The organism is Streptomyces sp. NPDC050535, from assembly GCF_044457665.1.
In the GTDB taxonomy this organism is placed as follows: Bacteria; Actinomycetota; Actinomycetes; order Streptomycetales; family Streptomycetaceae; genus Streptomyces.
Genome location: NZ_JBITHE010000018.1, coordinates 94,416 through 115,293 on the forward strand (window position 1 = coordinate 94,416; position 20,878 = coordinate 115,293).

At 68.8% G+C, this 20,878-nt stretch carries 20 protein-coding genes and 1 pseudogene; 17 read left to right on the top strand and 4 right to left on the bottom strand.

What is annotated here, in order from left to right; translation table 11 throughout:
* Window positions 1-8: 8 nt before the first annotated feature.
* Window positions 9-4,568 carry an FtsK/SpoIIIE domain-containing protein gene (locus ACIBLC_RS31620; protein WP_399214756.1) on the bottom strand — a complete coding sequence of 1,520 codons (4,560 nt, stop codon included), beginning with the start codon at window positions 4,566-4,568 and terminating at the stop codon, window positions 9-11.
* 265 nt (window positions 4,569-4,833) lie between these two features.
* On the opposite strand from ACIBLC_RS31620, the gene ACIBLC_RS31625 reads away from it, so the two are divergent.
* The 6 genes from ACIBLC_RS31625 (at window position 4,834) to ACIBLC_RS31650 (ending at window position 8,683) form a co-directional block, all read left to right on the top strand.
* Window positions 4,834-5,142, top strand: a complete 309-nt coding sequence (locus ACIBLC_RS31625) for a WXG100 family type VII secretion target (RefSeq protein ID WP_383678526.1) — start codon at window positions 4,834-4,836, stop codon at window positions 5,140-5,142.
* A gap of 118 nt (window positions 5,143-5,260) precedes the next feature.
* A complete protein-coding gene (locus ACIBLC_RS31630; protein ID WP_399214757.1) occupies window positions 5,261-5,572 on the top strand; it encodes a hypothetical protein in 312 nt (103 codons plus the stop codon).
* Window positions 5,573-5,673: 101 nt separating this feature from the next.
* The gene (locus ACIBLC_RS31635; protein WP_399214758.1) at window positions 5,674-6,858 is read left to right on the top strand and encodes a hypothetical protein; all 1,185 of its coding nucleotides are present in this window, start codon (window positions 5,674-5,676) and stop codon (window positions 6,856-6,858) included.
* A 12-nt stretch (window positions 6,859-6,870) separates the two neighbouring features.
* A complete protein-coding gene (locus tag ACIBLC_RS31640; protein ID WP_399214759.1) occupies window positions 6,871-7,443 on the top strand; it encodes a hypothetical protein in 573 nt (190 codons plus the stop codon).
* Window positions 7,440-8,138 carry a hypothetical protein gene (locus ACIBLC_RS31645; RefSeq protein ID WP_399214760.1) on the top strand — a complete coding sequence of 233 codons (699 nt, stop codon included), beginning with the start codon at window positions 7,440-7,442 and terminating at the stop codon, window positions 8,136-8,138. The genes ACIBLC_RS31640 and ACIBLC_RS31645 overlap by 4 nt, the downstream gene beginning before the upstream one ends.
* The gene (locus ACIBLC_RS31650) at window positions 8,135-8,683 is read left to right on the top strand and encodes a hypothetical protein (RefSeq protein WP_399214761.1); all 549 of its coding nucleotides are present in this window, start codon (window positions 8,135-8,137) and stop codon (window positions 8,681-8,683) included. Before ACIBLC_RS31645 ends, ACIBLC_RS31650 begins: the two co-directional genes overlap by 4 nt.
* Before the next feature lie 139 nt (window positions 8,684-8,822).
* Here the strand turns inward: ACIBLC_RS31650 and ACIBLC_RS31655 are convergent, their stop codons facing one another.
* Both ACIBLC_RS31655 and ACIBLC_RS31660 read right to left on the bottom strand, forming a co-directional pair.
* Window positions 8,823-9,881, bottom strand: a complete 1,059-nt coding sequence (locus tag ACIBLC_RS31655) for a hypothetical protein (protein ID WP_399214762.1) — start codon at window positions 9,879-9,881, stop codon at window positions 8,823-8,825.
* Window positions 9,869-10,525 carry a hypothetical protein gene (locus tag ACIBLC_RS31660; RefSeq protein ID WP_399214763.1) on the bottom strand — a complete coding sequence of 219 codons (657 nt, stop codon included), beginning with the start codon at window positions 10,523-10,525 and terminating at the stop codon, window positions 9,869-9,871. Before ACIBLC_RS31660 ends, ACIBLC_RS31655 begins: the two co-directional genes overlap by 13 nt.
* 407 nt (window positions 10,526-10,932) lie before the next feature.
* Here ACIBLC_RS31660 and ACIBLC_RS31665 point away from each other — a divergent pair, with 407 nt between their 5' ends.
* The 11 genes and pseudogenes from ACIBLC_RS31665 to ACIBLC_RS31715 form a co-directional block, all read left to right on the top strand.
* On the top strand, window positions 10,933-11,580 hold the full coding sequence (locus tag ACIBLC_RS31665) for a hypothetical protein (protein ID WP_399214764.1): 648 nt from the start codon (window positions 10,933-10,935) through the stop codon (window positions 11,578-11,580).
* Between the two features lie 143 nt (window positions 11,581-11,723).
* The gene (locus ACIBLC_RS31670) at window positions 11,724-13,394 is read left to right on the top strand and encodes a RecQ family ATP-dependent DNA helicase (RefSeq protein WP_399214765.1); all 1,671 of its coding nucleotides are present in this window, start codon (window positions 11,724-11,726) and stop codon (window positions 13,392-13,394) included.
* Between the two features lie 387 nt (window positions 13,395-13,781).
* Entirely contained in the window at window positions 13,782-14,489 is a 708-nt protein-coding gene (locus tag ACIBLC_RS31675) for a hypothetical protein (RefSeq protein WP_399214766.1), read from the top strand.
* A gap of 20 nt (window positions 14,490-14,509) precedes the next feature.
* Window positions 14,510-15,373, top strand: a complete 864-nt coding sequence (locus ACIBLC_RS31680; protein WP_399214767.1) for a hypothetical protein — start codon at window positions 14,510-14,512, stop codon at window positions 15,371-15,373.
* A complete protein-coding gene (locus ACIBLC_RS31685) occupies window positions 15,370-16,683 on the top strand; it encodes a CpaF family protein (RefSeq protein ID WP_399214768.1) in 1,314 nt (437 codons plus the stop codon). Before ACIBLC_RS31680 ends, ACIBLC_RS31685 begins: the two co-directional genes overlap by 4 nt.
* Window positions 16,680-17,663 carry a type II secretion system F family protein gene (locus tag ACIBLC_RS31690; RefSeq protein WP_399214769.1) on the top strand — a complete coding sequence of 328 codons (984 nt, stop codon included), beginning with the start codon at window positions 16,680-16,682 and terminating at the stop codon, window positions 17,661-17,663. The genes ACIBLC_RS31685 and ACIBLC_RS31690 overlap by 4 nt, the downstream gene beginning before the upstream one ends.
* A complete protein-coding gene (locus ACIBLC_RS31695; protein WP_399214770.1) occupies window positions 17,660-18,589 on the top strand; it encodes a type II secretion system F family protein in 930 nt (309 codons plus the stop codon). Before ACIBLC_RS31690 ends, ACIBLC_RS31695 begins: the two co-directional genes overlap by 4 nt.
* Before the next feature lie 46 nt (window positions 18,590-18,635).
* Window positions 18,636-18,887, top strand: a complete 252-nt coding sequence (locus tag ACIBLC_RS31700; protein ID WP_383678560.1) for a hypothetical protein — start codon at window positions 18,636-18,638, stop codon at window positions 18,885-18,887.
* Window positions 18,888-19,012: 125 nt separating this feature from the next.
* Window positions 19,013-19,393: a TadE family protein gene (locus ACIBLC_RS31705; protein ID WP_399214771.1), complete on the top strand. Its 381-nt coding sequence runs from the start codon at window positions 19,013-19,015 to the stop codon at window positions 19,391-19,393.
* Window positions 19,393-19,806 (top strand): TadE/TadG family type IV pilus assembly protein, encoded by a 414-nt coding sequence (locus ACIBLC_RS31710; protein ID WP_399214772.1) that lies wholly within the window; start codon window positions 19,393-19,395, stop codon window positions 19,804-19,806. The genes ACIBLC_RS31705 and ACIBLC_RS31710 overlap by 1 nt, the downstream gene beginning before the upstream one ends.
* Window positions 19,807-20,000: 194 nt before the next feature.
* A pseudogene (locus ACIBLC_RS31715) lies at window positions 20,001-20,426 on the top strand (pilus assembly protein TadG-related protein); the annotation flags it as partial.
* Between the two features lie 69 nt (window positions 20,427-20,495).
* Here ACIBLC_RS31715 and ACIBLC_RS31720 read toward each other — a convergent pair.
* Entirely contained in the window at window positions 20,496-20,810 is a 315-nt protein-coding gene (locus ACIBLC_RS31720) for a hypothetical protein (RefSeq protein ID WP_399214773.1), read from the bottom strand.
* Between the last annotated feature and the right edge of the window lie 68 nt (window positions 20,811-20,878).

Sequence of the window (20,878 nt, forward strand, 5' to 3'; positions counted from 1 at the left end):
CGGGACCGTCACATCGGTGTGGTGACCGTGATGTGCTCGCCGCTGCCCAGGTGCAGCATGCCCTTTCCGGGGGCGATGGGGCCGCCGACCATGCTCCGCGTCGTACGGATGCCGATCAGGTCGCCCGCGGACGAGTCCTGCGGCGAGAGCAGGATTCCGCGGCGGGCCTTCTTCGCGTCGACCTGCCAGCCGGAGAACCCGTCGCAGATCTCCTCCTCGTCACCGGCGATGACGAGGGCGAGACCGTCCTCTACGCCGCTCTGAAGGATCTTCTTGAAGACGTCCTCCGCGTCGCAGTCGTCGAGCACCTCGGCGTCGTCGACCAGGACGGCGATGGGCTGCTCCGGTGTCGCCGAGGCGATGGCCTCCTCGAGGTCGTCGTCCTCGATGTCGCGGCCGGTGAAGACCTTCAGAACACCTTCCTGGCCCTCCAGTTCGCGCAGCGGCGACTGGCGCGGCGCGGCGAGCACCAGGCGTACGCCCTGTCCTAGGTAGGAGCGCGCGAAGTTCAGCAGCATCGTGCTGCGGCCGGACTTGGCGGGCCCGCCGATCACGAAGGCGGGAGTTCCCTCGGCGAGGTCGGGGCCGAAAGCGGTGAGTTCGTCGCCGCCGACGCCCACGAGCGCCCACAGCGGGGACGTGCTCGTCTCCGTGTCACGCATCGCCCAGGCGTCCGCGAAGGAGATCCGGCTCGGCAGGACGTCGACCTTGAAGGGCCGGCGGGAACGCGGTACGGCCACGTCACGGGCGGCCGCGTCCTCGCCGATGGAGATCAGCGCGGCGGCCTGGCCCTGACCGGTCGTGTCCTCGGAGAGCAGGGCGAACTGCGTCTCCGTGGCCGTCTCGTTCCGGAAGGCACGGCCCGGCGGGATCTCCTCGGGAACCTTGCGGGAGTTGATGTCCAGCATCGAGAAGTCGCCCCGGTCGGCGAGGCGCAGACCGTACTTGTCCTCGGTCAGCGAGCCGATCCGCCCGGACAGGATCTGCCGGTCACCCGTGATCACCACATGGACGCCGACGCTCGCGCCCTCCCGCATCATCGCCATGAGCTGGTCGGTCAGGTCACCGTGGTCGTACTCGCCGAGCGTGGGCAGCCAGCCCTCCCAGCGGTCGAGCAACAGCACGATGTGCGGCAGCCGTTCGTCCTCGGTCGCGGCGGTCCGCTGCTCGCCGATGTCGGCGTAACCCTGGTCGGCAAACAGGTCCTGGCGGCGGGTGAGTTCACCCTTCAGGCGGGCGAAGAGCCGTACCACCCGCTCCAGTTGGTTTCGTCCGACGACCGCCCCGCAGTGCGGCAGCCGGGTCAGCGCGTTGAGGGCGCCGTTGCCGCAGTCGATCCCGTACAGATGGACGTCGGCGACCGAGTGCGTACGGGCCAGTGAACCGGCGATCGTCCGCAGCAGCTGCGAGCGGCCCGTCCGCGGCGCGCCGCCGACGAGCAGGTGTCCGAAGGTGGCGAAGTCCACGGCCACCGGGCGACGGTCCTGGGCGGCCGGCAGATCCTCGACGCCGTACGGCGCGGCGGGCAGCGCACCCGCGCTGCGGACCGGAGGAATGGCGTCCAGCAGGAGGGTCTCCTCCAGGGCGGGCAGCCAGGGGCTGTGCTGCGCCGGGATCCCCAATACCTGATTGGCCTCCTGTACGGCGTCCACCAGGACCTTGAGGTCGGTGATCTCCTCTTCCTGGCGGGCCTCGGCCTTCGGCTTCACCAGTGCGGCCCGCCCGAGGTCCTCCCACTGGAGCGGTCCCGCCCACGGCGCGAGCGCCCGCGGATCGGCCGCCCCGGGCCGCCGCCCGCCGACCCGGCCGGACTGGAAGGGGATGAGGGAGGCGTGCCCCAGACGCACGTACGCGCGACCGGGTGTGTTCTTGGAGATGTGACCGGCCTCGGGCGAGTCGATGACATCGCTGGACTCGCTGCCGTCCGTCACCCGCAGCGCGATCCGCAGGTTGGTGTTGGCCCGGATCTCGGGCGAGACGACACCGCTGGGCCGCTGGGTGGCGAGCAGCAGGTGGATGCCGAGCGAGCGGCCTCGCTGGGCGATGTTGACCAGGCCGGTGACGAAGTCGGGCAGGTCACGCACCATCGAGGCGAACTCGTCGATGACGATGAGGAGTCGGGGGACCGACGGGTTCGAGGGATCCCGGCGCACCAGGTCCTGGTAGTCCTCGATGTCTTTCGCGTCGGCGGCGGCGAGGATGTGCTCGCGCCGCTTCAGCTCGGCGCCGAGCGACTCCAGGGCCCGCTCGACGAGGTGCGCGTCGAGGTCGGTGACCATACCCACGGTGTGCGGCAGCTTCACACAGTCCTTGAACGCCGAGCCGCCCTTGTAGTCGACCAGCACGAAGGTCATGTTCTCGGGGGTGTTGGCGACGGCGAGCGCGGCCACGATGGTCTGGAGCAGCTCCGACTTGCCGGAGCCGGTCGTACCGGCGATCAGACCGTGCGGCCCGTCCCGCCGGATGTCGATGCCGAAGGGACCGTCGTACGACTCCCCGACGACGGCCATCGTCGACTGGCCGCCCATCCGCCAGCGGGCGGCGATCGCGTCCCGCGTCGGCGGCTCCAGCTGGAGGACGTCGAGCAGCCGGCTGGAGCCCGGCAGCGCCGAGTCCTCGGTCTCGCCGCTGATGTCACGCAGCGGGGAGAGCGAGCGGGCCAGCCGCGCGCACCAGGCGGGGGAGACGAAGTCGGGCCGTACGCCGGTCATCCGGCGGTGGCCGCTCTGCTCGACCCGCAACCGCAGTTCGAGCGCCTTCTCCGCGTCCTTGGCGGTCTGTTCGGAGGTCTGGTGCCAGGCGTGGAAGGACGGGAACCCGCCCCCGGAGGGCGGCGCCGCGGCGGCGAACCCGGCGGCCCGGCCGGAGGGTTCCTCGGCTCGCAGGGGCTCGGCGACGACCACGGCCTGGCACTCGCCGGGCAGGAACCGCTCCTCCTCGTCCAGACAGATCGCGTACATGGCGACGGCCGGACCCTCCCGCAACAGCCGTACGACACCCGGCATCGACCGCAGCCGACGGGACCCGTCCCATACGACGACGATGTCGGCGTCGCTGAGAGAGGCACCGGAACCGCCCGCCTCCTTGAGGGCCTTCTGGCGCGCGTCCAGCAACTGCGTGAGCTCGCCGACGCGGGCGCCGACGGTCTCGGAGTCCGTGCCGATCAGCACGTTGGCGTCCTGGCCGCCCGACGGGCGCGCGTGCGGCAGCCAGCGTGTCCAGTCCCAGCGGGTGTGCGCCTCGTTCTCCGTCAGCACGTAGAACTGCACGTCCATCGGGCTGTGCAGGACCGCGGCCTGGGCGACGGCCCACCGCCCCAGCGCGTGGGCCGAGTCACCGGGTCCGGCGATGCCGATGACGCCGAGATCCCGGAGCGGCAGGGACACCGGCGCGTCCTCGATGTCCCAGGTGACCTGGCGCTTGTGGTCGTCCTGCTCGGGGTCGTCGAGCACGACCACGGACGGCACCCGGCCGGTTCCGACCCGCATCACCAGGTGGTCGGCGTCGGTGCGGCGCCGCTCCCACAGCCGGGTACGCGGGCCGGTGCCGAAGTTCAGTACGGAGGCGGGGTCGGGGATCGCCTGACGCCGGTCGAGCCGCTCGGTGCGCAGCGCGTCCTGAGCGTCCTTCTCGATCCGCGCCTTGTGCTCCTTGTACTCCTTCAACTGCTTGGCGTGCGACTTCCGGCCGTGCTTCTTGTCCATGAAGTAGTTGCCGAAGAGCATGATCGGGCTCAGCCCGGCCATGATCAGGTAGTACCAGCGCTGGAAAATCATGGCCGCGACCACGGCGCCGACCAGCGGGAACAGAGCCATCAGCCAGGGCAGCGGGCGCGCTTCGAAGTCTCCGGGCGGCGAGGGCAGCCGGAAGTGGGTCTGTCGCTCGGCCGGACGCAGCCGCGGGGGCCGGTTGTAGTCGAGACCGGCGCCGTCGTCCGACCACTTCAGGGCCGCGTTCGGCGGGGTGTAACCGACGATCTCCAACAGGGTGTTGCCGAGGGCCAGTTGCGAGCCGAGGGGCCAGGAGTCGCCGTCGATCTTCTCGCCGTCGAGGCGGACGTCCTGCTTGTCCTCGTCGCTTCCGTGCAGGGCTATCCGGCACGTTCCGTCGATTGCGATCGACAACGTGGCCGCACGCGCGGCCAGTTCGGGATCGTCGACGCGGAGGTGTGCGGCGGGGCCGGAGCCGATGTCGTACCGCCCGACTCCCAGCCGGTGCACGGCGCCGGCCGCGGGACCGCCGGCGACCCGCAACTCCACGACTCCGGTGGGCTCCCCGGTCAGACAGCCGGCCGGGTCGTGCAGACTGACGACGGCTCCCTCGCGCAGCGGGGACCCCACGACGGTCGCGCCCGGGTCCAGCGCGTGGCCGTCGACGAAGGCCTGTGCCATCCCGCCTCCGGGGCTTCGCTGGGCGCCGATGGGGATGATCTGCGCGCTGTCGCCCAGGCCGACATGACGGGCCAGCTCCCGGGTGATGTCGCCGACCGTCGACTCCGGATCGGCGTCGAGCACGACGTCGGCACTGGCGCCGCCGATGGGGTCCACGACGGTCAGACTCAAGCGCACGTTCGTCCTCCTCGCTGGGCAGAGGCCGCCCCCGGAACGCTGAACACAGTTGAAGCGACCTTAGCCGCCCCTTCCTTCCCCGCAGCAACGGGATGTGCGCCCGCTCACGATCCTGTTACGGAAAGGCCATGTGTCCCCAACAGCCCCACCCGTAGGATCTTTGCTCATGCGGACGGCAGCCGGACGGCAGTCCGACGGCGGGGCGATCCGCACAACGCAGCCACGGGGGCGGACCCTGCGGCGATCTGAACGGGAGGGAGCCGTCATGGGCAAGAAGGACGCAGATCTCACTTACGCCGAGATGGAGAAGGAGGCCGGCAAGCTTCTGAAGGACATGGACCGTCTGCACACGGAACTCGACACCATCGACGACCGCATCAAGACGCTCGTGGACAACGGCGGCTACACGACCCAGAAGGGTTCGTCGGCGTTCGAGGAGTCCTTCAAGGACTTCACCAAGGGTGCGAAGAAGGCCATGGAGGGACTCGAGGGAATGTCCAAGTTCCTCACCGCGGCCAAGCAGGCGTACGAGGACCTCGACGACCAGCTCGCGAAGAGCGCCAAGGGCAGCTGACTCCGCATCGCGGGCCGACACGGGTGCGGCGGGGCGCGTTGGGCGTTCTGCCGCACCCGTGGTGTGGCCGCGTGTGTGAAGTAGCCTCACTCGACCGTTGGACAGGAAGTCTGGACCCGTGGCGGACAGAACTCGATACGACCTCGACCTGATCAAGGACTGCTCGGACTCGCTCTACCGTATTCACCGGGAGTTCGAGGACAACGGCAATCCCGCCGACGGCTACGGCGACGACCTCGGCAGCGACAAACTGCGGGACATCTTCGACGACTTCTCCGAAACCTGGAAGAAGAACCGCAAGAAGCTCATGAAGGACATCGAGAACCTCGCCAAGTACACCGGCAACGCGGCCAAGGCCTACGAGGACATCGACCACGAGCTCGCGCAAGCACTCCGGGACGCCAAGAAGAGCGACAAGAAGGAGAAGTAGCAGTGACAGCCCGTCCAAAGGACTGGACGCCGATGTACGACTCCGATCCGGTGCCAGGTGACCCGGACGAGGTGGCACGGCTCGGCAAGAAGCTGCGCGGCATGGCCGACGAGATCGACAAACAGGCCCGCAACATCAAGGCGTTGGCCTCGGTCGACGGCTGGGACAGCGACGCGGGCCGCGCCTTCCACGAAATCGCCGGCGATACGGCGGGACGGCTGAAGAAGGCGTACGACCGCTATGACGAGGCGGCGTCGGCACTCGGCACGAAGGTCACGGAGGGCGAGTCGGACGAATACGCCGGCGAGTTGCACCGTGCGCAGCGCCTGGCGGACAAGGGCCTGCAGGAGTACCGCGACGCCGAGGTCGACTACAAGGCCGCCGGCAAGGTACTTGACCCCCTCAACGGGAAGGTCCTGACCGGTGACGACGCGGTGCAGCACAGCAAGCAGCAGAAGAAGTCGGACGACGCCGGGCAGCTCATGCTCGAGGCCCAGAAGAAGATCATGCGCGGCACGAGCATCCGCGACGAAGCCGCGAGGAAAGCCGCCAGGCGAATAAAGAACGTGATCCACCACGACGGGGTCAAGGACCCCGGCGGGATCATGGACTGGATCGCGGATCATGCGGACTGGTTCTCCGCTGCCGCGACAGTCCTCGCGGTGGTGGCCCTCGCCGCCGCCATCATCTTCACCGGAGGCCTCGCGGCACCGATCATCGCAGGCATGGCCGCAGTACTCAGTGGCACCGCTTTGTCGGGGCGCCTGTACGACGTGTTCGCACGGGGTGGGAAGTTCGACGCGCTGAAGATCGGCCTGGACGTCCTTGGCGTCATGCCGGGGATCGGCGCACTCCGAGGGTTGACCGCAGCGGGCAAGGGCGGCCGTCTGCTTGGCGCGCAGAATGGTCTCTGGGAGGGATTCACCAACGGTTTCGGAGTGAAGCGGATCAATGACGTGACCAGGGTCGCGTCCAAGTTTCTCTCAAGCCGGGGCGTTACCAAGGTGAAGCTCCCCGAGGAAGGCTTCAACCCGGAGGTCCTGACCCGGTACATCAAGGGCACCGGCCTGGCCAACCTCTATGTGAAGTCGCTGGATCGGCTGAGCGACAAATTCCCTCCGAACAACACCCCTAACGAGGTCTCACCCCCGCCCGGGGATGTCCGGCCGACACCCACACCGGGCACCATCCCGAGTACCCCCAGGGGAGCCGGTACTCCCTCGCCGACACCGCAGCCCAGCCCGTCGTCAGCTTCATTCCGCGCCGCCCTGGCGCCCACGGGGTAGGAGAATGCATTCATGAGCCACCAGCAAGGTTTGGCGTTCGATCAGTTCGTGGGGGACGACGGAGGTGTTCACAGCCTGGTCTCCTCGTCTGTCATCGCCGCTGTCCCAGACGCGAAGGCGGCGGCTGAGGAGTACGGGCGCGAAGTGCGCTTCGACTTCCTCGACGACAAGGCTGTCCACTGGTTGTTGTTCCATCGGTGGGAGGACAACAGGAGCTGGCGCCTGCGCGGGTGCCTGTCGAGCATTCCGCTGACCATCTTCACATTCGGTGCATGGCCCTTCTGGGATCTGGTGGCGTCCCAGAGGTCACGTTCCTTCCAGATCGCGTTTATCGCTGTGGACTCGCTGATCGTCGTCAGCATGGTGGTCGGGTTGTATCTGTGGCGACGTCCGAGCCTGCGTAACCCGTCCCTGCGCAACGTACGGATCAGGGCACGGAGGTACCACCAGATCGTGAGCATCGCTCGGAAGGGCGGCGCCGAAATCCCAGCCACCTACCCGTACTACGGGATGCACGCCTCTGCGCGGAAGTTTTTCCCCGACGCGCCGGAACTCCCCATCCCTGAAGAAGAACGGCCCGCATGACGACCAAACCCGAGCTCTCCGCATTGGTCCCGTCTCAGACCGGGCCGACAGTGCTCCGTGCCGACAACATCCACGTCCGCTGGGTGATGCCGGAGGTCTTCCATGACCTCCCTATTCACGAACGGGACGACGACGAGGCGGTGCGGCTTCTGGAAGAACTTGTGGACAAGGCTCTTCCTGGCGCCGAATACGAAGACAAAACGGCATTTGGGGTCGTGTGTGCTCTCGGCCTTGGCGATTTGGTGGCTTCGGGAGTTGAGTACGCAGGAATCTGCGTCACTGCGGTCGGTGACATCCCGTGCAGCGCCACGGTGTCCGTGACTTTGTTGGACAGCCCGGATGTAGAGGGTGTCTCAGTCGCAGTAAGGGAAATCGCTTCGAGCCTACGTCGGATCGAGTCGGGCGAGGTCTCCGAGATTGAGCTCCCCTGCGGACTTGCCGTCTCGTGCATCGGAACCCGTCGCGAGAAGCTCCCCGGTGAACTTACGGAGAGTGACGAGGTGCTCAGGTTTCCGACCGCATATATACGCGTCTATGTCCCCCTCCCTAACGGCACGACCGTGGTCATGGAGATGGCGACACCGAACACGGCCGGCTGGGACCTCTTCTCGACGATGTTCGGTAACACGGTGAGCAGCATCCGCCTCTTCAACGCCGACAGCTCGCCCTTGATTACTTCAGGGGTAGGGGCGTGATCCCCACCGGGATTCCCCCCTCGGACTACCGCCTCCTCGTCCCCCGTGACTGGTTCCGGCTCGACCTCACTCACGAGCGCTGGCGCCGTCAGTTGAAGACCTTCGTGGACAAGGAGTCCGCGGGAAGCGGCGTCTCCGCGGAGGTCGCTCGCGGCATCTGGACCACCCTGCGCAACACCGCCGAAAGTGGCCTCGCGCAGGGCGCGTTGGAGTTCTTCCTCAAGACGGAGTCACCCGGCGAATCGGCCCCGCCCGCCTCCCTCCTGATCTCGCTGGCACAGACGCCCCGCGGACTGGCGCCGACGCCGGACGACTTCGCCCAGGCACTGGCTCAGCGCGCCGGCTGGGACGCGGAGGTGGACGTCGTCGAGCTGCCGGCCGGCCGGACGGTCCGTGTCGTCACCGAGACGACCATGGACTTTCACGTACAGATGCCCGGCGGCGTGGGCTACCTGCACCTGGCCTTCTCCACGCCGCTGAGCGGCACGGCGGGCCCGATGGGGGAGTTGTGCGGGGCGATGGCTCACTCGCTGCGGTGGGTTTGACGGACATGTCACGGTGGGCCCGGAGGGCCTGTTGAGATATGGCGCCGCCTGTCCAGACCCTCGCTTCCGTGTGGTGATCGTCGAGCAGACTTGCCAAACGCCGGACGAAGTTCCTTCGGCTCTCTGCGCCTCCGTGCCGTCATCTGTTGACGGATTGGATCTCCTGGACGGTTACGGCCTGGTCATTGCCAAAGGCGCCGTCGGGGAGATCTCCACCTGCGCCACCCGTGCCGGTCCAGGTGATCTCCCAGGTGACGGTCGCCCTCAGCGCGAACCCGCCGTCCCCTGACGACCGTAGGTACTTGACGCCGCACGATGGGGTCTTGTCGGCCTTGCCCTTGGCGTACGCCTCACCGATCGAGCCGTCGACGTTGATTTCGCACGCGCCCGAGGCCGGGTAGGTCTCGGCGTCCTTCGTCCCCGGCTCCAGCTTGAGAGCGATGGGCTTGGCCGTTGTGGTGGCCTGGATGTTGAGGCCGCCCACGTTGATCTGCGCGGTGACATCGACAGCCTTGAACTTGGCTTTATCCAGCCAGGCCCACGTCGGGAGGTTCACTTTGGTGGTGTCCTCGGGCGCGAGAGTGACCTCTGTCTCGGGGAGCCGCAGCCTGTTGTAGGCCAGTTCGGCGAGCACATTCGGGGTGATGGCGTTGGGGACATTGGGAGTGTCACCGTTCACGACCCAGAACGGCATCTCGTTGCAGAGTTGCGCCGCCGGCTCCATCCATCGGTCGGGGTCCTGGACTGCGACCCACCACGTACCCTCGTCCGCCTCATCGAGGTTGTAGTTCTTGTACTCGCCGTCCTTGTACGTCTCCCGGAACTGTCCGACGGCCGTCTTCGCGTAGCTGTGCTGTCCAGGCGTGTTGACGGTCTCGGTGTACATGCTCTCGACGTACTTCTGGAAGTCCGCGGCGGTGCGCGGCTCGTACCAGCAGGCGGGCGGAGTCCAGTCGCCCACCGGGGTGACATTCCCCTTGCTGCTGCTGCCGCCGCTACTGCCCGTGGCACTACCGCTGTAGCGGACCATCGACACGATGTCGCTGCCGGACTGGCCGCCGCTTGTTTCGGTCGTGTCGCCGTTCGACTCCCCACCGGGGCCCCAGCCGGCCATCGCAGTACCCGGTGTCAGCAGGCACACGCCCGCCGCTGCGACGACGACCAGCCACCCATTGTGCCGCCCGGTCAAGGCGCGCATGTCGCGTTCCCCCGTTCCGACGCGAGCTTGGTGGTCTGCCAGATGCCCTTCTCATCCCTGTCCAGGCGGGTGCTGTAGAGCACGTACGAGTCATCGTTGGCGGCCGTCTTGTCGACCTTCTGCGTCTTTCGGTTCTTGTTGAACGCCTTGCTCTCGTCGGAGCAGTAGGAAAGCCCTGCCGACTTCGCGTCGAACACTTCGAGCTTGGGCGCGTAGTAGCGCACCGCGCCGCTGAAGGTGGAACCGGAGTCGACGACCGTCTTCACCCAGTCCTGGCTGCCGGGTAGGGCCGTCCCGGCCTGATAGAAGGAGAGGGCCTCAGATTTGGGGTCACCGTCGGTGACAGCGAAGGTGACTGCCGTCTGGGCGCGCCCGGCATCCGCGAGGATCGCGTCCTTCGTCATGTCGCCGGTCTTCCAGCCCTCGAAGGTCTCCGTCACGTCGTCCGGCAGGGTCATGTCGGGACGGTCGACGCTCTCCGTGGCGCTCGCGCTGGACGACGCCGAAGCGGTCGAGCCGCCTGTGTCGGCCCCCGCGATCTTGTCGTTGCCCTTCGTGTCGTCGTCCCCGCCGCCGCAGGCGGTCAGCAGCAGGGCTGCCGTCGCGGCGAACGCGGCAGCAACGGGCAAAGAACGGCGCTTCACAGTGGACTCCCCGTGAGACAGATGTTCAGTCGAGTCAATCTTGAATAGCGACGGTATCGGTGGTGCCGACGGTCTCGCCAGGTCAAACTCCCTCAGGGGTGAACCGATTGTGCATCTACCAGAGCAAAACGGTCGGACGATGTGTCCTGTTCGTGGTGCTCGGAGGCGTCCCAGGCTTCGCAGGAGCTATCACGTTGTTGGGCCCAGGGGGCGGGGCAGCGCATCGGTCTGCGAGGTCGAGGAAGACGCGGCCGGCCGTCCGGGGCCGACTCCGAGCCGGCCGTTCAGCGACCGTCCGCCGCGACGCACGGAACCCACCTCGTAGGCTGACCGAGCGAATGGACGAGCAGGCGAGCAGACGTACGACGAGCAGCCGTACGCAGGGGTAGAGGAACGGGGGACACACCATGGCCCGCTACATGGAGACGCTCACCATCGAGCGGGGCGGATTTCGGATCAAGGTGCCGGAGTCGTGGTGGGAGTTCGACGTGCGGCCCGAGTCGCGTGACGACTCGATCCGGCGGATGGTGAGCGAACGGATCCAGCAGCGGCCGGAGCTCGCCAAGTACCGCGACACGTATGCCGCGTTCCTGCAGAAGGCCGCGGCCGACGCCTGGAAGTCCGGTGCGCTGTACTGCGGTTGCATGGCCGAGGCCTTCGGAGGTGACACCCCGATCACCGGGTCGGCCACCGTCTCGATCGTCGGTGGCCGTACCGCGACCGGCGAGCCGCTCTCCACCGACCCCCAGACCATGGCGGGTCAGCTCTCCGTGCGCGAGGCGAAGAAGGAGGGGGACGCCTGGCGCAAGGTGACGACCGTCGACATCCCCGGTGTGGGCCCCGCCGCGCGCACGTACGGCATCGAGGACATCGCCGTACCCGACGACGCGCTGAACCGCACCATTCGCGCCGTGCTCATGCAAACCTTCGTGCCCGTGCCGGGGCAGGAGGGCAAGGTCGCCCTCGTCGCCGGGAGCAGTCAGGTCCTGGACCTCGCGGACTCCTTCTTCGACATCTTCGACGCGATCACGTCCACGTTCCGCTTCGCCGAGTAGGCGGTTGTAGGCGGTCGTAGGTGGTAAGCGGGTAGGCGTGGTCCGTCTTCGGACTGCTTCCGGCCGCGGCGGGCATTAGAGCCACCACCGCCCGTCGGGTTCAGCCTGGCCGGGCGCAACCGTTTCCGGGAGTTCCCTTGCCAATGAGCCTGTTCGTCGCCCGCCGTCTCCGCAGAGCCGCACGGGAGGTCTTCGGCTGGGACCGGTTGCGTCCCGGTCAACTCACCGCGATGAAGGCGGTCATGGGCCGTCAGGACGCCATGGTGGTGATGCCGACCGGTTCGGGCAAATCGGCGGTGTACCAGGTGCCGGGCATGCTGCTCCCCGGTCCGACACTCGTCGTCTCACCGCTGATCGCGCTCCAACGGGACCAGGTCGAGGGGCTGTTGAGGCGCAGCGACCAGAGTGCCGTCGCGGTCAACTCGTCCATGTCCGACTCGCAGAACGAGCAGGCCTGGGAGAGCGTGAGCGACGGAACGGCCCGGTTCCTGTTCCTGGCTCCGGAGCAACTGGCCAAGCAGGACGTGCTGGAGCGGCTGTCCGCGCTGCGGCCTTCTCTCTTCGTCGTGGACGAGGCGCACTGCGTGTCCTCGTGGGGCCACGAGTTCCGGCCCGACTACCTGAGGCTCCGGCAGGCCGCGGAGAGCATCGGACGCCCTCCGATCCTCGCCCTCACCGCCAGCGCCGCGGCGCCGGTGCGCGCCGACATCGTCGAGCAGCTCGGAATGCGCAAGGTCCGCGAGGTGGTCGCCGGGTTCGACCGGCCCAACATCCGCCTGGAGGTCACCCGTTTCCTGGACGACCCGGCCAAGCGGCGTGCGGTGGTGGAGCGGGCGGCGGCCGAGCCCAAGCCGGGCATCGTGTACGTCGCCACACGCAAGGACGCCGAGGCGTACGCCGCCGAGCTGGCGGAACTCGGCCTGAGCGCCGCCGCCTACCACGCGGGCAGCCGGGCGGCCGACCGGAGCGCGGTCCACGACAGCTTTCTCAGCGGGGAGTTGGACGTGGTGGTGGCCACGTCGGCGTTCGGCATGGGCATCGACAAGCCCGACGTACGTTTCGTGCTGCACGCCTCGGTACCCGGGTCGCTCGACGCCTACTACCAGGAGATAGGCCGCGCGGGCCGGGACGGCGAGGCCTCCCGCGCCATCCTGCACTACCGCACCGAGGACCTGGGTCTCCAGAGGTTCTTCTCCACCGGCCGCCCGGACGCGGACACGATCGCGGACGTCGCCCGCCGGGTTCGGGACGGCGGAGCCGCGGTCACACAGACGGAACTCCAGCAGGACACCGGCCTGTCCGCCGGCCGGCTGACCGCCGTCCTCAACCTTCTGGAAAAGGCTGGAGCCCTCACCACCGAGCGCGGCAAAGTGGTCCCGGTGTCCGGGGTCGATACCGAGGAAGTCACCGCGCAGGCGGTGGAGTTGGGCACCGCGCACGAGAACATGGAGCGCTCCCGTGTCGACATGATGCGTGGCCTCGCGGAGACAACCGGCTGCCGACGGCGCTTCCTGCTCGGGTACTTCGGTGAGCGGCTGCAGGCTCCCTGCGGTAACTGCGACGGGTGCGATCAGCGCCCCAAGGACGCCGAAACCAGCACCGCCTCGCGCCCGGCCCGCCGCAGGGGTGCCTCGCCGGAAAGCCACGACCACCCGTTTCCGCCGGGCACCAAGGTCAACCACCCGCAGTGGGGAGAGGGTGAGGTGCTCAGCCACGAGGAGAGCCGGGTCACCGTCCTGTTCGCCTCGGTCGGCTACCGGACCCTGTCACTGCCGGTGATCCTGGAGAAGAACCTGCTCACGGCCGTTTCCTAGGCCGGCCGAAAGACCACGCCGGCCGCCCGCGGCCGGTGAGCACCTCGTGCAGGCCTCGTGCACACTCCGTAACGAGACGTCCGGATCCGCACGTTGGGGGATTCGCTCCTGCACAGCACCCTCGCATCCCGGATCGCCGTGCTCAACAAGGCATGCCCCGCCCCGCATTGCATCTGTATAACGTCGGGCCCTCTGAGGTTCGCGGGCTGCTGCTCGCCTTGAGGGGCTTATGTGCGGCTGATACGGTGCCATGGCTTGAGACTCGCTTCCGCGCCGGCTGTTCGGCCAGGTCGGGCGGTACGTCCGGCAAGGACGGGCCGGGGGTGAAGTGCCCCGGTTGGCGAGGAAATTGGCATAAATCTTCTTGGGCGTACGGGGAGCGGTTGCGTGAAGATCCAAGAGCGTACGGGGGCGGGCAACAACCGCTCCGGCGCGCCGGTTCAGCCGACGATGGGCGAGCGCCTTCCCGCGCCCCCTCGCGAGCGCAAACCCGCGCTGGCCGCTCTGGCGGTACTGCTGATCCTGGTGGGCGCGCTGGGCGCGACCATGCTGGTGCTGCGCGCCGGTGACCGCGTGGAGGTCGTACAGGTGACCGGCGAGATCCAGGCGGGGCAGTCGGTGGGCGACCACGTGACCTCCGTACTGGTGGCCGAGGACACCGGCGTCAACTACGTCAAGTGGAACCAGGTCGAAAGCCTCAAGAAGCTCAAGGCCAGGTCGACGATCTACAAGGGGACTCTCGTCATCGGCGACATGTTCACCGAGGGCCAGTCCATCCCCGCCGGAAAGGCCTCCGTGGGCCTCGCCCTCAAGGAGGGCCAGTACCCGATCGACATCAAGCCGGGTGACACCGTGGCCGTGTACCGCGTCGGTGACGACAGCGGCACCGGCAACAGCTCCTCCGGCACGACGGGCGCCGCCAACAGCCTGATCGTCGACCAGGCCGAGGTCAGCGACGTCAAGAGGGCGTCGGACAGCACGATCAGCAGCACCAGCCTGCCGGTCACGCTCACCGTGGACAGTGCCGACGCGGCGGCCGTCGCGGCGGCCTCCTCCGCCGGTGAAGCCGTCCTCGTTCTCATCCCCGGCAACTAGAGGCGAGTGAGTCAAGAGACATGGCGCTCATCGCCCTCGCCGCCGACAAGGGTTCGCCCGGCGTCACCACCGCCGCGGTGGCCCTGTCCGCCGTCTGGCCCCGCCGGGTCCTCCTCGCCGAGACGGACCCCGCCGGCGGCGACCTCGTCTACCGCAGCGCGGCCGCCCACGGCGGCCCGCTCAACCCCAACACCGGCATGCTGTCGATAGCTGCGACAGCCCGCCGCGGCCTGGTACCGGACCAACTCTGGGACCACGTACAGCCGTTGAGCGGCGGACTCGAAGTCCTCGTCGGGCTCGGTGTCGCCGAGCAGGCCGCCGGACTCGCCGGGCTGTGGCCCACCCTGGGCCGCGCCTTCGCACAGCTCGCCGACTCCCCGCACGCGCCCGCCGACGTCATCGCCGACTGCGGCCGGATCAGCGGAGACACCCCCGCCGTCGAACTCTTCCCGCACGCCGCCCTCGTACTGCTGCTCTCGCGCACCGAGCCGGAGGCGATCGCGCGGGTCCGCGACCGGGCCGCCGCCCTCTCCGTCAAGCTGCACGGCGGCCCGCGCGGCGCGGCCACTCTCGCCAACCCCCTCATCGGCGTCATCCTGATCGCCGATCCGAGCGACTCCGCCAAGCTCGTCCACCAGGTCAACGACATGCTCGTGGCGGCGCAGACCGGTGCGCGAGTGATCGGCACGCTCGCCGACGACGCCGCCGGAGCCGACCAGTTGGCCGGACGCAGGCGCGGGCGGCTCGACAAGTCGCTGCTCATCCGTTCCGCCCGCAAGGTCACCGCGGACCTGTACCAGCAGTACGGCGCCGCCTGGGCCGTACCCGCGCACGGCCAGGCCGGCGGACCGCACGGACAGCCCGCCGCCGGAGCCGGCCGATGACCGCGGTCGACCACCAGCTGGTCAAGCGGTTCCGGCAGGACGCCGGTGACCGCATCTCCGAACAGCGCCGCGAGGACCAGGCCCGCGGCGTCACACCGATGTCCAACGAGGACGAACGGCACTACGCGCGTGCCGTGATCGCCCAGATTCTCGAGGACTACGCGCGCACCGAGATCAACCTCGGCCGTACGCCGCTGGACGCCGAGACCGAGGAGCAGTACGCGGCCGCCGTGCACGCCGCGCTCTTCGGCGTCGGCCGTCTCCAGCCGCTGCTGGACAACCCCGAGGTCGAGAACATCGACATCAACGGGTACGACCAGGTCTTCATCGGCTTCGCGGACGGCAGCGAGGTCAAGGGCGAGTCCGTCGCCGAGAGTGACGAGGAGCTGGTCGAGCTCATCCAGATCCTCGGTGCGTACTCCGGGCTCTCCTCGCGGCCCTTCGACTCCGCCAACCCGCAGCTCGACCTGCGTCTTCCGGACGGTTCGCGACTGTCCGCCGTCATGGACGTGACGCGCAGGCCCGCCCTGTCCATCCGTCGCGCGCGGATGGGCAAGGTGTTCGTGTCCGACCTGGTGGGCAACGGGACGATCTCGCCCGAGGTCGCGCACTTCCTCGCCTGCGCGGTCCGGGCGCGCAAGAACATCATGATCGCGGGCGCCACGAACTCCGGCAAGACGACCCTGCTGCGCGCGCTCGCCAACGAGATCCCGCCGCACGAGCGCCTCATCACCGTCGAACGCGCCCTGGAACTCGGGCTCGACACCTTCGCCGAGCTGCACCCCAATGTGGTGGCCTTCGAAGAGCGGCTGCCCAACTCCGAGGGCCAGGGCACCATCTCCATGGCCGAGTTGGTGCGCCGGTCGCTGCGTATGAACCCCTCGCGCGTCATCGTCGGCGAGGTCCTCGGCGACGAGATCGTGACGATGCTCAACGCGATGTCGCAGGGCAACGACGGTTCGCTGTCCACGATTCACGCGAACAGCTCCAGCGAGGTCTTCAACCGCATCTCCACGTACGCGCTCCAGGCCAAGGAAGGGCTGCCCATCGAGGCCAGCCAGATGCTCATCGCGGGCGCGGTGAACTTCGTCGTCTTCATCCAGCGGCGCAACGACTACGAGACCGGCGGCCGCCTCCAGCGCATGGTCACCTCCGTCCGCGAGGTCAACGGCGTCGACGGACGTGTGCTGTCCAGCGAGGTGTTCGCCGAGGCCCCCGACGGCCGGATCGTCCCGCACGCGCCCATAGCGTGCCTCGACGACCTGATCGCGCAGGGCTATCGGCTTCCGGGCAGCGGGAGTTGGGGATGACCATGACCCAGGACACCACCTCGCTCGCGGCGGTCGGCCGGCTCGGTTCCATGGGCGGGCTGTTCTCGACGACCGTCCTGTACGCGCTCGCGTGCGGGATCGCCGTCGGCGGCGGACTCGCGCTGTTCGCCGTCGCGGTGCGCGGCCTGCCCGTCAAGCCCGAGCACGAGAAGCAGAAGGCGAGCGAACGGGCCAACGAGCTGATCCGGTTCGCCGGGCAGCGCGGTTCGATCGCCGCCATCGCCGGGCTCGTCGTCCTGCTGCTCACCCGCTGGGCCGTCGCCGGAATCGCGGCCGCGATCCTCGTCTTCTTCTGGGACAAGCTCTTCGGCGGCGCCTCGGAGGAGAAGTCCGCCATGCGCCGCGTGGAGGCGCTGGCCTCCTGGACGGAGTCCCTGCGCGACACGATCGCGGGCGCCGTCGGCCTGGAACAGGCGATCCCGGCCTCCGCGCGCGCCTCCGCTCCCGTACTGCGGCCGCATCTCGACGCGCTGGTGGACCGGCTGCGGTCCCGCACCCCGCTGCCCGACGCTCTTCAGCAGCTCGCCGACGAGATCAACGACGCGTCCGCCGACATCATCGTCGCCGCGCTCATCCTCAACGCGCGGCTGCGCGGGCCGGGCCTGCGCCAGGTCCTGGGCGCACTCGCCAAGTCGGCGCGCGAGGAGGTCGACATGCGGCAGCGGGTGATGGCGCAGCGGGCCTCGACACGCCGCTCGGTGCAGATCGTCGTCGCGGTCTCCATCGCCTTCGTGCTCGGACTGTCCATCTTCAACCGTGACTTCGTCGAGCCGTACGGCACGGCGGTCGGACAGCTCGTACTCGCCTGTGTCTGCGGGCTGTTCGCGCTCGGCTTCTGGTGGCTGCGGAAGCTGTCGACGATCGAGACACCGGAGAGGTTCCTGGTGCGGGACGAGGCGTCGGTACGGTTCGTCCGTCCTCGTACGCCGGTCTCCGGGGATGAGGCGGTACGCCGATGAACCTGACCATGCCGATCGTGATCGGTGCCGTCCTGGGCCTGGGCGTCTACGCCCTCGTACGCGCCCTCATGCCCGCCAAGCGCAGCGCGGTCGCCCAGGTCGCCCGGATCGACGCGATGCGGGCGAGGGGGGCGGCGTACGAGTCCGCGCACCACGGCCGCACCGGCAAGGACACCGGGCGGCTGGGCGGCGCGCGGGCCCGAGTGGGCGTCCGGGTCGCCGAGTTCTATATGCAGCAGGGCTGGGAGCTGCGCTCGCTCCGCGCCGACCTGGCGGTCCTGGACCGGAGTTGGGAGAACTTCCTGGCGACGAAGGTCCTGCTGGCCGCGGGCGGTGTCTTCTTCGGCCCGTTCCTGTTCGCGGTCGTCTTCACCCTCGGCCTGGGCCGGAGCCCGATCATCCCGGTCTGGCTGGCGCTGCTCTTCGCGGTCGTCTTCTTCTTCCTCCCGGATCTGGAGGTCCGGCGGGACGCGGCGGACAAACGACGCGACCTGCGGCGGGTGATCGGCGCCTATCTGGACCTGGTGTCGATGAGCCTGGCCGGCGGCCGGGGTCTGCCCGAGGCGCTGATGTCCGCCGCCGAGATCTCCGACGGCTGGGCGACGCAGCGCATCCGCAGCGCGCTGGCCGACGCCCGGATCACCGGCATCAGCCAGTGGCAGGCCCTCGGTTCACTCGGCGAGGAGCTGGGAGTCGAGGAACTCAAGGACCTGTCGGCCTCGTTGGCGCTGGTCGCGGACGACGGCGCGAAGGTACGGGAGTCGCTCGCCTCGCGCGCCGAGACGATGCGGCACCGCGAACTCTCCGAGATCGAGGGCAGCGCGGGTGAGAAGTCGCAGTCCATGCTCGTCGCCCAACTGCTGCTGTGCGCCGGGTTCCTGGTCTTCCTGATCTTCCCGGCCGCGATGCGCGTGTTCCAGGTCTGACGTCCATCCCATTCCCTACCGCTTGAACCCGAGAGGACAACTCACCATGAACGGACGGAACTTCAGCACCGGGATCCCGGGGGTGGACTTTCTGATCACCTTCCTCCAGGGCCGGGTGCAGCGTGCCCGCTCCGGCGAACTCGACCGGGGTGCGTCCGCGGTGGAGTGGGTCATCATCTCCGCGGTCGTCGTGGCGATCGTCGGCGTGGTCGCCGCGATCATCAACACCGCGCTGAGCGACGGCGCCAACAAGGTCGGCGACTGCATCAAGGGCGCCAACCAGAGCGGTACCTGCTGATCGGTACCCGTCCGACCCGTCCGTCGACTCCGGAAGAACGAGAACCGCTCGTGCGCGTATGCCGTTGGGTGCGCCGCCGGGCGGAGGCCGCCAGAGCCGCTGCCTCCGCCCGCGGTGACTCCGGCATGACCGCGATCGAGTTCGTGCTGCTCACGCCGGTGCTGTTCTTCATGATCTTCGCCACCGTGCAGTTCGCGCTGTACTTCTTCGCGGACCACGTGGCCCAGGCCGCGGCCCAGGCGGGTGCCCGCAAGGCGCGCGCCACGGCCGACGAGCAGCCCGGCGCGTGGCGCGGCGAGGCCCGTGACGTCGTCGACAGCTACATCCGCCAGCTCGGCCCGCAGCTCGTGCTGTTCCCGACCGTGACCATGCTCCAGCCGGAGCCGAACACGGTGGGGGTGGAGATCACGGCGAAGGTGCCCACGGTGTTCCCCGGGTTCGACCTGACGGTGCACGCGCAGTCCTCGGGGCCGGTGGAGAGGTTCGTACCGGAGGTTGGGCCCTGATGAGATTCCCCGCCGACGCCGGGCGCGACCGGGGACTGTCCACGATCGAGGTGGTGATCCTGGCCCCGGTGATGATCCTCTTCATCCTGGTGCTCGTCGCCTTCGGTCAACTGGTGGACGGGCGCGGGGCGTTGGACGGCGCCGCACGAGACGCCGCACGCGCCGGGTCGATCCAGAAGGACCACGCCACGGCCATGACCGAGGCCAGGAAAGCGGCCGAGGCCGATCTCACGGACGTCTGCTCGGGCCCGGTCACGGTGACCCAGACGAGTGCGGGATTCGCGCCCGACACCATCTTCACCGTCGAGGTGAGCTGCGAGGTGCGCGGGCTGGCCATGCTGGGCCTGGACATACCGACCACGCTGACGGCCACCTTCAGTTCGCCGCTCGACCCGTTCCGGAGGACCGCGTGAACTTCCCTCCAGCGGTACGGGACCGGCTCACCGCCCGGCACAAGCCGTCGGCGCCGGGGGACGGGCTCACCGCCCGGCACAAGCCGTCGGCGCCGGGGGACGGGCTCGCGGCCCGGCACAAGCCGTCGGCGCCGGGGGACCGGCTCACCGCCCCGCGAAAGACGTCGGCCCCGCGGAACCGGCTCACCGCCTGGCGTGGCCGACTCGACGACCGGGGCTCGGGTGCCGGGGCGGTCATCATCTTCGCCCTCCTCTTCCTCTCCCTGTCGGCCTTCGTCATCGACGGCGGCATGTCCATCTCCAAGCGCGAACGCGCCGCCGACATAGCCGAACAGGCCGCGCGTTACGCCGCCCAGGACATCGACGTGGAGGACCTGTACCAGAACCAGAACGGCGCCGCGCCCATCAACTTCGCCAACTGCGGCGCCCGCGTGAAGGCCTTCGCCCGGGAGATGGGCATGTCCGGCGCGGACATCGCGGCGACCCACTGCGTCGCCGCCGACGCCGACCAGGTCGAGGTCGAGGTCCAGCTCACCTACTCCCCGATCTTCACCGGGATGTTCTACGACGGAGACGTGGTCGTCCACGGGCAGGCGGTCGCGGAGAACGAGGTCGGCTGACCCGCCACCGGCGCAAGTCCCGCCGAGTGACGCCTACTTGCCACCGGCAGAAGTGGCCCGGGCACCGCCTCAGGCCTCTTCCTGCTGCACGCCCTCCGAGACGTCCTTGGCGAGCTTGTCGTCGAGTTTCTTGAACTCGCGGACCACCGCGTCGGCCATGTCGGCCAGGGCGTCGAGGGCCTGCGTGATGTCCTCGCGGCCGTCCTCCCAGCCGGACTCGAAGTCGTCGAGGGCGTCGTAGACGGTGTTGTCCCCGAGGTCCTCCCGGTACGACTCGAACAGCTTCTTGGTGCGGTTCATCCGGGTCTTGATGGAGCGCAGCCGCCCGCCGTAGTCCTCCAACTCGCTCAGCGGGAGCGCGAGGTCACTCTTGCCGTTGCCCATGTCGCTTCCCCCACGGTGGTCGGTGCGCGGCGGCGCCCTCTGGGTCAGCAGCCTACCCAGCGCGACCC

Excerpts from the sequence above, each read along its gene's own strand:
- ACIBLC_RS31720 (WP_399214773.1), bottom strand. The coding sequence starts at position 20,810 with ATGGGCAACGGCAAGAGTGACCTCGCGCTCCCGCTGAGCGAGTTGGAG.
- ACIBLC_RS31680 (WP_399214767.1), top strand. The coding sequence starts at position 14,510 with ATGGCGCTCATCGCCCTCGCCGCCGACAAGGGTTCGCCCGGCGTCACC.
- ACIBLC_RS31670 (WP_399214765.1), top strand. The coding sequence starts at position 11,724 with ATGAGCCTGTTCGTCGCCCGCCGTCTCCGCAGAGCCGCACGGGAGGTC.
- ACIBLC_RS31700 (WP_383678560.1), top strand. The coding sequence starts at position 18,636 with ATGAACGGACGGAACTTCAGCACCGGGATCCCGGGGGTGGACTTTCTG.
- ACIBLC_RS31635 (WP_399214758.1), top strand. The coding sequence starts at position 5,674 with ATGGCCGACGAGATCGACAAACAGGCCCGCAACATCAAGGCGTTGGCC.
- ACIBLC_RS31710 (WP_399214772.1), top strand. The coding sequence starts at position 19,393 with ATGAGATTCCCCGCCGACGCCGGGCGCGACCGGGGACTGTCCACGATC.
- ACIBLC_RS31655 (WP_399214762.1), bottom strand. The coding sequence starts at position 9,881 with ATGCGCGCCTTGACCGGGCGGCACAATGGGTGGCTGGTCGTCGTCGCA.
- ACIBLC_RS31625 (WP_383678526.1), top strand. The coding sequence starts at position 4,834 with ATGGGCAAGAAGGACGCAGATCTCACTTACGCCGAGATGGAGAAGGAG.
- ACIBLC_RS31690 (WP_399214769.1), top strand. The coding sequence starts at position 16,680 with ATGACCATGACCCAGGACACCACCTCGCTCGCGGCGGTCGGCCGGCTC.
- ACIBLC_RS31685 (WP_399214768.1), top strand. The coding sequence starts at position 15,370 with ATGACCGCGGTCGACCACCAGCTGGTCAAGCGGTTCCGGCAGGACGCC.
- ACIBLC_RS31705 (WP_399214771.1), top strand. The coding sequence starts at position 19,013 with ATGACCGCGATCGAGTTCGTGCTGCTCACGCCGGTGCTGTTCTTCATG.
- ACIBLC_RS31695 (WP_399214770.1), top strand. The coding sequence starts at position 17,660 with ATGAACCTGACCATGCCGATCGTGATCGGTGCCGTCCTGGGCCTGGGC.
- ACIBLC_RS31665 (WP_399214764.1), top strand. The coding sequence starts at position 10,933 with ATGGCCCGCTACATGGAGACGCTCACCATCGAGCGGGGCGGATTTCGG.
- ACIBLC_RS31640 (WP_399214759.1), top strand. The coding sequence starts at position 6,871 with ATGAGCCACCAGCAAGGTTTGGCGTTCGATCAGTTCGTGGGGGACGAC.
- ACIBLC_RS31645 (WP_399214760.1), top strand. The coding sequence starts at position 7,440 with ATGACGACCAAACCCGAGCTCTCCGCATTGGTCCCGTCTCAGACCGGG.